Annotated in this window: 13 protein-coding genes; 5 read left to right on the top strand and 8 right to left on the bottom strand. The window is 43.8% G+C overall.

The features are described 5' to 3' along the window. Positions 1–53: 53 nt before the first annotated feature. Positions 54–920: a metallophosphoesterase gene (locus EJA10_RS07030; RefSeq protein ID WP_125479286.1), complete on the top strand. Its 867-nt coding sequence runs from the start codon at positions 54–56 to the stop codon at positions 918–920. A gap of 27 nt (positions 921–947) precedes the next feature. On the opposite strand, the gene EJA10_RS07035 is transcribed toward EJA10_RS07030, so the two are convergent. Further along, entirely contained in the window at positions 948–3,050 is a 2,103-nt protein-coding gene (locus tag EJA10_RS07035; protein WP_211340540.1) for a sensor domain-containing protein, read from the bottom strand. 213 nt (positions 3,051–3,263) lie between these two features. On the opposite strand from EJA10_RS07035, the gene EJA10_RS07040 reads away from it, so the two are divergent. After that, positions 3,264–3,761 carry a L,D-transpeptidase family protein gene (locus tag EJA10_RS07040; RefSeq protein WP_125479287.1) on the top strand — a complete coding sequence of 166 codons (498 nt, stop codon included), beginning with the start codon at positions 3,264–3,266 and terminating at the stop codon, positions 3,759–3,761. Between the two features lie 89 nt (positions 3,762–3,850). Continuing rightward, positions 3,851–4,321, top strand: coding sequence for a YkyB family protein (locus EJA10_RS07045; protein WP_125479288.1), 471 nt, complete (start codon positions 3,851–3,853; stop codon positions 4,319–4,321). A gap of 187 nt (positions 4,322–4,508) precedes the next feature. Here the strand turns inward: EJA10_RS07045 and EJA10_RS07050 are convergent, their stop codons facing one another. Together EJA10_RS07050 and EJA10_RS07055 are read right to left on the bottom strand one after the other, a co-directional pair. After that, positions 4,509–5,411 carry a chemotaxis protein gene (locus EJA10_RS07050; RefSeq protein WP_125479289.1) on the bottom strand — a complete coding sequence of 301 codons (903 nt, stop codon included), beginning with the start codon at positions 5,409–5,411 and terminating at the stop codon, positions 4,509–4,511. Between the two features lie 112 nt (positions 5,412–5,523). Beyond that, the gene (locus EJA10_RS07055; RefSeq protein ID WP_125479290.1) at positions 5,524–5,994 is read right to left on the bottom strand and encodes a DinB family protein; all 471 of its coding nucleotides are present in this window, start codon (positions 5,992–5,994) and stop codon (positions 5,524–5,526) included. 143 nt (positions 5,995–6,137) lie between these two features. On the opposite strand from EJA10_RS07055, the gene EJA10_RS07060 reads away from it, so the two are divergent. After that, positions 6,138–7,283 (top strand): aminotransferase A, encoded by a 1,146-nt coding sequence (locus EJA10_RS07060; RefSeq protein WP_125479389.1) that lies wholly within the window; start codon positions 6,138–6,140, stop codon positions 7,281–7,283. Positions 7,284–7,320: 37 nt separating this feature from the next. Here EJA10_RS07060 and EJA10_RS23280 read toward each other — a convergent pair whose 3' ends face one another. From EJA10_RS23280 to EJA10_RS07070, 3 genes are all read right to left on the bottom strand, one after another. Continuing rightward, positions 7,321–7,497, bottom strand: a complete 177-nt coding sequence (locus tag EJA10_RS23280) for a hypothetical protein (RefSeq protein WP_167831916.1) — start codon at positions 7,495–7,497, stop codon at positions 7,321–7,323. Positions 7,498–7,558: 61 nt separating this feature from the next. Continuing rightward, complete coding sequence (locus EJA10_RS07065; protein WP_125479291.1) at positions 7,559–8,440, bottom strand: NAD(P)-dependent oxidoreductase; 882 nt, start codon at positions 8,438–8,440, stop codon at positions 7,559–7,561. Positions 8,441–8,584: 144 nt separating this feature from the next. Next, positions 8,585–9,370, bottom strand: coding sequence for an SDR family oxidoreductase (locus EJA10_RS07070; RefSeq protein ID WP_125479292.1), 786 nt, complete (start codon positions 9,368–9,370; stop codon positions 8,585–8,587). A 141-nt stretch (positions 9,371–9,511) separates the two neighbouring features. Between EJA10_RS07070 and EJA10_RS07075 the strand changes: the two genes are divergently transcribed. Further along, a complete protein-coding gene (locus EJA10_RS07075) occupies positions 9,512–10,177 on the top strand; it encodes a GNAT family N-acetyltransferase (RefSeq protein WP_125479293.1) in 666 nt (221 codons plus the stop codon). Positions 10,178–10,872: 695 nt separating this feature from the next. Here the strand turns inward: EJA10_RS07075 and ptsP are convergent. Then, positions 10,873–12,588 carry a phosphoenolpyruvate--protein phosphotransferase gene (gene ptsP, locus EJA10_RS07080; protein ID WP_125479294.1) on the bottom strand — a complete coding sequence of 572 codons (1,716 nt, stop codon included), beginning with the start codon at positions 12,586–12,588 and terminating at the stop codon, positions 10,873–10,875. Then, on the bottom strand, positions 12,588–12,854 hold the full coding sequence (locus EJA10_RS07085; protein ID WP_125479295.1) for a phosphocarrier protein HPr: 267 nt from the start codon (positions 12,852–12,854) through the stop codon (positions 12,588–12,590). The genes ptsP and EJA10_RS07085 overlap by 1 nt, the downstream gene beginning before the upstream one ends. Positions 12,855–12,857 lie beyond the last annotated feature (3 nt).

A 12,857-nucleotide genomic window follows, 5' to 3' on the forward strand; every position in this document is an offset into this window, starting at 1 on the left:
ATTGTATGTTTGCTAGTATAGTAGAGAAATTTGGAGATAGGTTGGTAATTTTCATGTCGGAACAAATGACTCGGAGGACTTTTATAAAAAGGATGGCTGGAACACTTTTTGCTGCTGCTGGATTAAGCACGGGCGGCTATTATTACGCTCGTGAATTAGAACCTCATATGCTGGATATCACCCGCCATAAGCTTAAGAATGACGCATTGCCTGCAGGATTCAAAGGCATGAAAATCATTCAATTCAGCGACACACATGTGGGGTTCCAATATACGATGGCACAGTTAGAGGATTTGATTTCGCAAATAAATAAACTGAGCCCTGACCTTATCGTTTTTACCGGAGACCTGCTCGATGATCCTCGGCATTTCCAAGACAGGAATCAAATCATCTCCATGTTAAACAAACTAAATGCCCCTTTAGGGAAATTCGCCGTTTATGGGAACCATGACCATGGCGGATATGGGTCGGAAATTTACAAAGAGATCATGGAACTGTCCGGATTCACTTTATTGCTAAACCGTTCAGCAAAGGTTTCACTCCTGGATGGCAGTTCACTTTGGATTGCAGGTATTGATGATGCCATGCTCGGACAACCGGACATTAAAGCTGCGATGGCAGGGATCCCCCATGACGCTTACACTATCCTCCTTTCCCATGCGCCAGATAAAGCAGATGAAGCTGCCGCATTCCCAATTCAATTACAGCTGAGCGGTCATAGCCACGGTGGGCAAATCCAGATTCCTTTCTATGGTCCCTGGGTCACCCCGCCTTTTGCTGAAAAGTATGTGGAAGGCTTCTATACCGTTGGCAGCAACCCGTCTATGAAACTTTACGTTAACAGAGGGCTGGGAACGACAAGGCTTCCATTCAGGTTTTTATCTCAACCGGAATTATCCTTGTTCACACTGCAAAATTAAACAAGCAGCCGTTTGGCTGCTTGTTTTTTAATTCAGTATGAATTGTTCTTCGGCATCACGTACCTTTAAAGGCCTCGCAAAATAGTAGCCTTGTGCTTTTTCACAATCCACTCCCACCAGAAAGTCGACTTGGCCCTGTTCTTCAACGCCTTCAGCAATGACTTCCATCCCAAGGCTTTTTCCCAGATGGATGATCGTCGTAATGATCGCTGCATCCTTGCCATTGTATTTAATATCCCTGATAAAACTCTGGTCTATTTTTAACACATCTATAGGGAATTGCTTTAAATAACTCAGTGATGAGTAGCCGGTGCCAAAGTCATCCACGGAAATTTTGATGCCCAAATCCTTTAATTTTTTCAGGATAGGAATGGTTTCCTTCGTATCCTGCATGGCACCCTCAGTAATCTCAATTTCCAAAAGAGAAGGGTCTATACTATATTGCTCGATCGAATTTTTGATGATCCTGACTAAATCGATCTGCAGGAACTGTTTGGGAGATATGTTGACAGCAATCCTGATTGGCTTGTCCGCCTTTTCAGTCCATTCCTTTATTTGTCGGCACGCCTTATCAATCACCCAATTTCCGATCGGAATGATCAAACCGGTATCCTCAGCAAGCGGAATGAACTCTGCTGGTGAAATGAAACCGAGCTCGCTGTTATTCCAGCGGAGCAATGCTTCAAAGCTTGTAATTTCCTTCGTGGCCAAATCGATCTGGGGCTGATAATAAAGCTCTAATTCATTCCGTTCAATCGCTTTTCGCAAATGGGCTTCAAGCGTAATGACGTTGACTCCAGTTGCATTCATTTCAGTCCGGTAAAATTGATAATGAGCCTTCCCTTTTTCTTTCACACTATAAAGTGCTTCATCGGCATTTTTGATGAGCGTTTCAGCATCCTTGCCATCATTTGGATAAAGACTGATGCCTATGCTTGGCGTAATGTAGTATTCTTGTGAATTGAAATAAAAAGAATCATTGAATCTGGACAATACCTTCTGGGCAAACTCACCTGCGATTTGCCTGCCTGTATCTTCAAGGACGATGACGAACTCATCGCCTCCCTGTCTGTATACAGTGCAATTTTCTTTTTGGATCTCTACCAATCTTTCAGCTACTTGCTTCAGAATCTGATCACCAACAAGATGCCCGAGGGTATCATTCAAATACTTGAACCTGTCTATATCGATAAAGAGAAGCGCAAATTCCGAATCGTGCTTCTTCTTATTTTTAACAAGGTCATCAAGATGTTCCAGCAGGGCGCGCCTGTTGCGCAATCCTGTCAACTGGTCATGGAATGCCATATACTTAATCAATTCCGTGCTCTTGGCCTGTTCGGAAAGATCCCGTAAAATGATATACATTCCTTTTATCTCAGAATGGATGACGACTGGAATCGTTTTAAGATGAACCGTCAGGAATTTTCCTTTGCGGTCCATGAAACGGCAATCAAGCGATTCCTTAGCATTACCAACCTTTGTGTCCGCTAATACAGTATGGAAGAGAGGCAGGTCACTTTCGCATACCAGGCTGGTAATTTTTTTCGTTTTAAGCTGTTTGACAGTATAGCCAGTCATCAGCTGTGCAGCCGGGTTTACATCCAGTATTTTCCCCTTAAGATCAATGGAAAATACAGCATCCAGGTTATGGTCGACAAGCGATCGGTATCGCTGTTCGCTTTCGATTAACCGATGCTTCTCGATCATGGTTTCGGTAATATCCCTGGTCACAGCCACGACGTATTGAACGATTCCCTCTTCATCCATAATTGGCGAAAGACGCGTTTCTCCATGTACAAGCAAATCATTTTCCAGACTGATTTCGTCATGGAAAACAACTTCCTTACCCGTATTCACCGCCTTAATATAGTGTTTCTGCAAAGGAACAGAAACATATGGCGGCAATACCTCCTCCATCGTCTTCCCTATATCAGCAGCGAGCATCCCCGCATGGTGGAGCCCGTTCTCATTCGCAAATAAATATCGGAACCTATAGCCGGCCTCGACCTCCATGATAAAAACCAGGTCCTTAACATGCCTGAAGATGATATCAGAAATCATCTGTTCAATTTTCCTTGAAGCTGGCTTGCTCCTTCTTCTTGTTAATCTTGCTTGCTTGATTTGATTCATTTAACCATCCTCATTCCAGAAGTACTTAAGTACCTGGTCCATGATTCCGAAATAGTTTTATATACCTATTTTACCCTTAAGAATAATGAAAAACGATATTAAATTTGAAAATTTTACAATTTTTCGCTAAAAAACGACAAAGCCCGAACGCGCAAATTTGCCGGAAACTCTCTTCCCTCCATTCGCATAAGCTGTGGGAGAGGAGGAGATTCCATGCAGCATATTGTAAAAAGGGGAGAGACCCTTGCCATCATCTCAGCCAATTACCGCCGGACTTTAGCTCAAGTTCTGGCGGCGAACCCGGCCATTACAAATCCGGCCTTGATTTATCCGGGGCAAAGGATCAATATACCTGGTCTTCCTAATCCCGATTCGATTCCTTTCTCGATTAGGGTTTCTTTGGGAAGCAAAAGGCTGACATTATACCGAAGCGGCCAACCAGTCCGAACCTATCCGGTGGGAATCGGAAAAATGCTAACGCAAACGCCTGTTGGCGAATATGTGGTAGTCAACAGAGAGCCTAATCCAGGGGGGCCCTATGGTGTCATGTGGCTTTCACTTTCCCGTCTGGGCTACGGCATTCATGGAACAAACGATCCTTCATCCATCGGGAAAGCTGTTTCAAAAGGCTGCATCAGGATGCATAACAGGGATGTGCTTGAATTATCCCGACAAGTACCGAATGGGACAAGAGTAACCATCATGCACTAACATGAAGAGTTTGAGATAGGCTTCTATTTCTCAATTAAACAAAATAAGGGTATAATAGGATGTATAGTAGATGAAAGGAGCCTATCCCATTGAATAATGAAAGGAACAAAATCCCCCAACTTCGTCCAACGATCGAGAACCTCTCCCAAGCGATCTTCACCGTGAACCGTCATGCCAAGACTGCTCCAAACCCAAAATTTTTATATCAGCTGAAACATGATGCGATTAAAAAGATGCTGAGGGAAGGCAAAGCGAAAAAAACAGGACTTCACTTTTCCAATAACCCTCGAAACAGCCAGCAGCAGTCAGACGTCCTGGTCGTTTGCGGCGATTATACCTTCCATATCCCGCCGTCAAAGCAGGATTTCGAAGAGCTTCCTCACTTGGGCAAATTGGACCAATCTGTTAGAAATCCCAAAGCTTCCATTTCATTGAACACAGCGAAACGGTTGTTATCCTCTTATACAGGACTGAAGGAAACACAGGAGCCCGCCGAAACAGGCAGAACGAGGAAATACACAAAACCCGTTTTTAAGAAACTTGGAGAGCGTTATCCTTAAAAAAGAAAGCTGGGCAGCAGCTTTCTTTTTTCACTGTCTTTTCCACTGCGAAATTCTGTTTACCATCAATTTCCAGCTATTGCTGCTTCGAGCTGTCCATTAAATTTTATTAGATATTTTGCAGGGCTGAATTGTCTATCAAACCTCTTTTGTTAGACATTTTAAAGGACTCAGCCTCCTGAAATGTCTATAAGACCAATTCATCTATTTTCAGTACTAATTGGCTGATTTCCGGTTTGCTGATCTGGGCGTCGGCGCCGACCATATTCCCTTTATGGCGCAGGTCATTTGTAATCAACGAAGAGAAGATGATAACTGGCAGCTTGGCCAGCACGGGATGCTCTTTTATTCTCTTCGTCAGATGATGTCCATCCATCTGGGGCATTTCGATATCGGTGATCACTAGCTGCACTTTTTCGGAAAAACGATCTGCATCTTCTGCAAGATTCTCAAGATAAGAGATGGCATCCTGGCCATTTTCGAAGAATTCAAGATACTGGAAGCCAGCTTCGCTTAATGTTTCATGCAGCATCTTCCTTAACATCGTTGAATCCTCGGCAACCACAATTCTTTTCGTTGACCGCTCCCTTGGACCAAGTTTTTTGACATCGCTTAACTTGATTCCTGATTCCGGGTTGATTTCGAGCAGGATTTTTTCAAAGTCGAGGAAAAGAATCATCTCCCCGCCGAGTTTGATCACTCCAATTACCTGGCTTTCCTGGCCCTGGTACATTTCAGAAGGCTTCTCGATTTGAGCCCATGAAATTCGGTGGATTTGTGAAACCGCATGTACATGGAAGACAGTCTTCTGCTGGTTGAACTCCGCGACAATGAACTTATCCAGCTGCGGATTCTCTGAGGCCGGGAGATCAAGCGCCTTAGCCACATCTATGACAGGCAGCACCTCACCCCTCAGCTCCATGATTCCTCTCACATATTGGTGTGCATGCGGAATGGCCACAACCGGTGCAGGATTAAGAATTTCCTTGACCTTCATCACATTGATCGCAAATTTATTTTGGCCAATCCCAAATTCTACAATTTCAAGTTCATTTGTACCAGATTCTAATAAAATACTGCTATCATTCATTACGCTCTTCCTTCTCTAGATAGATTATGTACTATATACCTATTATCGGCTGAACCATGTGAACTCTTTAGTTTATGAAAAAGGCAAACCGAAAACGGTTTGCCTTAATAGTTTATTTTACCAATGTTCTCCCTAAAGCCTGGTCGACCTGTTTTTGATGGTGAAGATCATGGTAGGCGAAATCTTCAAAGTACTGACCAATACTTATTCCATGTTTCCCAATCTTGAAGGAAACGTTGAGGTTTTCTTCTTCCAATCCTTCAAGCATTTCATGGAATTTCTGGCGTATTTCAATTAACTCATCAAGGATTTGCTCTTTCCCTGCTGTATCAGCATACTCCCTTGCCCTGTCATTGACTCCCTGGAAATCCGGATAGGAAGGCAGTTCAGCTCCTTCTTTGAAGAATGGGAATCTTTCCTCCAGTGAATATCTATCCCAGAATAAAAGGTGTGCGACTACAGCAGCGATTGACCATTTCCCTTCCGAAACTGGCTTTTGCCATTCGTTCTCAGCCAACCCTTTCAATGACAAGATCCATTGATCAAATTCCTTATAATGCTGTTTCAACTGCTCCAGATTCATTTGACTACTCCCCCTTTTTTTCTTTGTCTTAATTACTATTCGCCGCACGATAAAAATAACCTTCCCTCCATCAGAAGATGATTTTTTCACCTTTTTCAGCACACATGGTAAAATAGTGATAATCAATCGGAGGGATGAAACAAGTGGAACATTTAATCAACCAAAGGGTCAGGAATATAGAAATATCGGGAATCAGGAAGTTTTTTAATATGGTCGCTGGCGTAAAGGATATGGTCTCCTTGACGATCGGCCAGCCGGACTTTCCGACACCCGGGCATGTAAAAGAAGCTGGGAAGAAAGCCATTGACGAAAATATCACTACATACACGCATAACGCAGGATTGCTTCAGCTTAGAGAGGCTGCTGCATCCTTTTACAGAAAAAAGTATGATGTTGATTACTCAGCCGAAAACGAAACAATTATTACTGTCGGTGCCAGTGAAGCCATTGATATCGCATTCAGGACGATTCTGGATGAGGGTAGTGAAGTCATCATTCCTGGACCGGTTTATCCGGGATATGAACCAATCATCAAGCTTTGTGGTGCTATCCCGGTTTATGCGGACATCAGGAACACGCAATTCAGAATGACTGCAAAGCTGATTGAGGAATTGATCACCGATAAGACAAGATGCGTAGTCCTCCCCTATCCATCAAACCCAACCGGAGTCAGCCTGAATGAGGAGGAATTATCTGAGATCGCGCAATTGTTGAAGGACAAGGATATTTTTGTTCTGGCAGATGAAATATACAGCGAATTGGTATATGAACAGAAGCACGTTTCCATTGCACAATTCATCAAGAATCAAACAATTGTCATCAATGGACTTTCTAAATCTCATTCAATGACTGGCTGGCGGATTGGAATGCTTTTTGCTCCTGAATATCTGGCAAAGCATATCCTTAAGGTCCATCAGTACAATGTAACTTGCGCCACATCTATCGCCCAGATGGCTGCACTTCAAGCTTTGACAAAGGGTATGGATGATGCATTGCCGATGAGGCAGGAGTACGCAGCTAGACGGGAGTATGTTTTCAACCGGCTAAAAACCATGAGCCTGGAAGTCATTAAGCCGGAAGGAGCTTTTTACTTTTTTGTAAAAATTCCAGGTGGACAAGCTTCTTCATTCGATTTTAGCATGCAGCTCGTGAACGAAGTGAAGCTTGCTGTTGTGCCTGGAAGTGCGTTCTCTGAATATGGTGAGGGTTATTTCCGCCTTTCCTACGCATACTCCATGGAGACACTTACAGAAGGGCTTGACCGCCTCGAGAAGTTTTTATCGAAATAATAGGAAAAGCCGTTCCATGGAGGAACGGCTTTCTGTATTATCCTTTATATTTTCCGTTATTCTTTGGTGCTTTTTCCTTTTTTGCTTTATCCTTGTGAATCTTGTTCGTTGCAGCGCTTCCGATTTCATGGGAGAATTCAGAATCGATCACTGCGGAGTCAAACCCCTTTTTATTCTTTTGCTGCGGGTCGTTCTTCTTCGTCCTTTTAGCCATAGAAATCCCCTCCTTTGTGTTTAGTATTTTTTCCTGGAGTGGAGTCTATGACTAGAAAATTTTATCCTTGTTTCCAATACTTATACAATGCCTGGGTCCCGCTGTTTTCTTCTCCATTGCCAGCCAGCTGCTCATACAGTGAAAGCGCCAGCGAAAGTCCCGGTACTTCCATATCCATTCGCTTCGCTTCATCCAAGGCGATTTTCATGTCCTTAATAAAATGCTTGATATAAAAACCGGGCTCGAAGTTGCCATTGATCATTCTCGGGGCCAGGTTTGACAGGGACCAGCTTCCCGCTGCACCCGTAGATATGCTTTTCAAAACTGTTTCCGGATCCAGCCCTGCTTTTTCTGCGTAAATGATTGCTTCGCAAACACCAATCATATTGGAGGCAATGGCAATCTGGTTACACATTTTTGTGTGCTGCCCTGCCCCTGCTTTCCCCTGGTGAACAATATTTGTGCCAAGAATATTCAACAAAGGTTCTACCTTCAAGAATGACTCATCATCGCCACCGACCATGATTGCGAGCCTTGCTTCACGCGCACCCACATCTCCCCCTGAAACAGGGGCATCCAGAGCATGAAGTCCCTTTTCTTTTGCTTGCGCATAAATTCTTTGAGCAAGTGAAGGAGTTGAGGTTGTCATATCGATCAGATAGCTTCCCGGCTTGCCACTGGCAATAAGCCCCTCTTCACCTAAGTAAATCTTTTCAACATCCGATGGATAACCAACGATTGTAAAAATTACATCTGCGTTCTGGGCGACTTCTCGAGGCGATTCTGCCCATACTGCTCCATTTTCGAGCAACTCTGCCGCCTTTTCTTTTGAACGGGTATAGACAGTGAGCTGATAACCAGCCTCCAGCAAATGACCAGCCATACTCTTTCCCATAACACCCGTCCCAATAAAGCCTATTACCGTATCTTCTTTTGACAGCATATGTACGCCTTCTTCCTCTATTAGTTTACCTATATTCTACCATTTGAATGGAAAAAGGCCGAAGATTTTATCTCCGGCCCCCAGAACGATCTGCAATTTTATGCGCATTTCTTTTATACCCGGATGTTAAAGCCCTTAAACCTTTTAAATTGATTTAACCATACCCCCATCAACCAGGAATGAACTTCCTGTCATGTAGGAGTTTGCGTCCGAGGCTAGGAAGACGACAACCTTGGCGAACTCTTCAGGCTTTCCGTAGCGGCCCAATGGTATTGTCCCTTTCACCTTCTCTTCCACTTCTTGACGGGTAATCTGAAGCTTTTCCGCATTGATTTCATCTAAATGTCTTACTCTGTCAGTGGCAATCCTGCCCGGTGCGACAGTATTGATCAGAATCCCATATTGGGCAAGCTCCTCGGATAAAGTTTTTGTCAGTCCGACAATACCGGTTCGGAAAGTATTCGAAAGCAGCAATCCCGGAATTGGCTCCTTGATCGAAGAGGAAGCAATATTGATAATCTTGCCTCCTTGTTTCTTTAAGTAAGGCAATGATTCGCGGATCAGCCGGATATACGATAGCAGATTCAGCTCGAATGCTGACTGCCATTGTTCATCTGTAATGGTATCAAAAGAACCTGCAGGCGGGCCGCCAGCATTGTTGACCAGAATATCCAGCTGTCCGAAATGTTCAATTGCGCTGCCGATTAACTCTTTGATCTGTTCAGGTTGAGTAATATCTGTTTGCTTATATACTATTTGCCCGGTACCTGATTGTTTCAATTCTTCTGCAACCTTGGCAAGCTTTTCACCATCCCTGCCTGAAATGACGACATTAGCGCCCTCTTTCAATAGCCCTTCGGCAATTGCCCTCCCAAGTCCCTGGCTTGAAGCCGCGATGACTGCGGTTTTACCTTTAAGCTTGAGCTCCATATGTATTCCTCCTATTATTTATTTAGCTAATCTAATTATATAAAAATTTTCAGAAAATGAACAAATGAAAACAATCCAAGTATTTGCCTTTGATTGCCTTTCTTTTTATACTTTGGCTATAGTCAAACTGTGAGGTGTGAAATGTTTTATAAAGAACTTTATGTTTACGATCAAAATAAGCCTGTAAAAGCGGTCATCAGAAATTATACAAAAAAAGATTTCGATGATTTGATCCAAGTCCAGCGGGAGGCTTTTCCCCCGCCCTTTCCAGAAGATCTCTTATGGAATAACGAACAACTGACAAACCACGTCACCCTTTTTCCCGAAGGGGCGCTATGTGTTGAAGTTGACGGCAAAGTTGCTGGTTCAATCACCGGTTTAATCGTAAAATTAAACGATGGAGACGAAGAACATTCATGGGCAGACATTACCGATAACGGCTATATACGAAATCATGATCCAGACGGCAATACTCTGTACATCGTTGATATATGCATCAGCCCCGTCTATCGAAAACTCGGGCTCGGCAAATGGATGATGCAGTCCATGTTCGAAACTGTGGTTCATTTAGGGCTTGATCGACTGCTGGGTGGCGGAAGGATGCCAGGATATCATCTTCACTCTGAGGAGATGAGCATTGACCAGTATGCGGAAAAAGTACTGAGTGGAGAACTTCGTGATCCAGTCATGTCCTTTTTGCTAAGATGCGGCCGTACACCAGTCAAACCCGCATCAAATTATCTTGAAGACGAAGAATCATTAAATTTTGCAATGCTTATGGAATGGAGAAACCCATTTAAACATTAAAGGGTGTCCCAAAAGGTATAAACTTTTGGGCACCCTCTTTTTTTAGATTAGCTTCTAAATTTGGTCCGTTGATTTCTGTTCCAGGCGCTTCGCTTCCGCGGGGCTGGCGCTGAGCCTCCTCATCGCTTCGCTCTTGCGGGGTCTCACCTGACCAGCTTAGCCCGCAGGACTCTGAATAGCTTCCTTGGACCTGCCCACGCACGATGAAAATGCGTTAGCATTTTCGGAGGAGTCTTCGCGCCTTCCACTCCAATCAACTCAAGTTTCTAAATTCATTTTTTGCCCAAAAAAATACAAGAAAACCCCTCTTTTGTATATTTAAGTCACCACAACAAAACAAACAGATCGATTTCGCCGTCGATCAGATGAATCGCCATATCTTTTTATCTCTTTATCCGGGAGGGCCGTCCGCCTTCCATCCTCGAATGATGTTAAAAGTCATTCTTTTTATGCATATGCCAACCGAATTTATTTCTCTCCACAAATCGCGAAACAACTGAAGAAGTCCACTGAAAAATACGATAAAAAACTGGACAAAAAATGCAGCTTTTAAACAAAAAAATGCCGGCTGATAAACAGCCGGCCAAATCTGGGGGAAAATGAGAATGATTAGCTTACTTTCAGTCTAACCAAAGTGCTTACTCATCTATACCCGGTACCTATATGTTAAAACATTTTTTTATATTACATTTATATTACAAAGAAACAGAACGGTTTACTGCTTCGACAACTTCCTCTGTTGTACTCATATTCAGTACATCTGAAGCCAATTGTTCCATATCCGCTTTGCTTAAGTTCCTGATCAATGAGCGTGCCTTCAAAATTGAAGAAGCACTCATCGAGAACTCATCCAGTCCCAACCCCAGAAGGATTGGAATCGCTGTTTCGTCCCCTGCCATTTCACCGCACATTCCAGCCCACTTGCCTTCTTTATGGGCAGCATCAATCACCATATTAACAAGGCGAAGAATCGATGGATTATATGGCTGATAGAGGTAAGAAACCTGCTGATTCATACGGTCAGCAGCCATTGTGTATTGAATCAAGTCGTTCGTACCGATGCTGAAGAAATCCACTTCCTTAGCAAATTGATCTGCCAGGACTGCTGTAGAAGGAATTTCCACCATGATGCCAAGCTCGATATGATCGGCAACCTGGATCCCTTCGTTTACCAGCTTTGATTTTTCCTCTTCAAGCATCGCCTTTGCTTCCCTGAATTCGTTCAGAGTCGCAATCATCGGGAACATGACCTTAAGGTTGCCATGCACACTTGCACGCAACAAAGCACGAAGCTGAGTGCGGAAAATATCCTGCTCCTCGAGGCAAAGGCGGATTGCCCTGAAACCAAGGAACGGATTCATTTCTTTTGGCAGGTTAAGATATGGAAGCTCTTTATCGCCGCCGATGTCCAGTGTACGAACCACAACGGGCTTGCCTTCCATGCCTTCAAGAACAGCTTTATATGCTGTATATTGTTCCTCTTCAGTTGGAAGCTGGTCCCTGTCCATGTAGAGGAATTCTGTACGATACAAGCCAATCCCCTCGCCGCCATTTTCTACTACACCCTTTAAATCTTTTGGTGTACCGATGTTGGCAGCAAGTTCGACATGGTGACCATCTGCTGTGACCGACTTCTCGTTCACAAGCTTCGCCCACTCTGCTTTCTGCTTTTCAAAGTCTTCCTGAGTCTTTTTATAGGCTTCAAGAAGTTCAGGGGTTGGATTGAAATGCACTTCACCTTTCAAGCCGTCAACGACGACAAGGTCGCCATTGTTGATTTCTTCAGTTGCTGACTTTGTGCCAACAACCGCAGGAATTTCCATGGAACGGGCCATGATGGCTGAATGGGAAGTTCGGCCGCCAATATTGGTTGTGAATCCTTTAACAAATTGGCGGTTGAGCTGTGCAGTATCAGAAGGAGTCAGATCCTCAGCCACTATGACCACTTCTTCTGCAATCATGCTTGGGTTCGGAATCTGGATTCCCAAAAGATGGGCCAATACGCGTTTGGTTACATCGCGGATATCTGCCGCTCGTTCTTTCATGTATTCATTGTCCATCGACTCGAACATGCTGATGAACATATCGGCTGTTTCTTTTAATGCTTGTTCTGCATTGACTTTTTCGTTGTTGATTTTATCTTCGATGGGTGAAATCAATTCTGGATCGCTTAGAACGAGTAGATGTGCATCAAAAATTGCAGCTTTATCAGCACCCAAAGCTGTTCCGGCATGGTCACGGATTTTTTCAAGCTCTGACTTGGCTGTCTGAAGGGCAGATTGGAATCGGGCCACTTCCTCAGCAGGAACGTCAATTGTCTTTTTCTCGAAAGTAAAATCCGGCTCGACCAGCTTATAAGCTTTTGCGATCGCTATGCCATTTGAAGCGGCAATACCGTGAAGAAAGCCCATTATTCAGCTAGTCCTTCTTTTTTAAGAGTTTCTTCGAGTGTGTTAAGAGCATCTTGCTCGTCGCTTCCTTCAGCGATGATGGAGATATCTGCTCCCTGGCCGATTCCTAATGACATTACACCCATGATAGACTTAAGGTTAACCTTTTTCTCTTTATATTCTAAGTGGATTTCTGAATCGAACTTGCTAGCCGCTTGTACAAGCATAGTAGCCGGGCGAGCATGAATTCCTGTTTCAGCAACAACCTTGAATTGTTTTTGTACCATACT

Origin of the sequence: Mesobacillus subterraneus, from assembly GCF_003937825.1 — a bacterium.
Taxonomy (GTDB): domain Bacteria; phylum Bacillota; class Bacilli; order Bacillales; family Cytobacillaceae; genus Mesobacillus; species Mesobacillus subterraneus.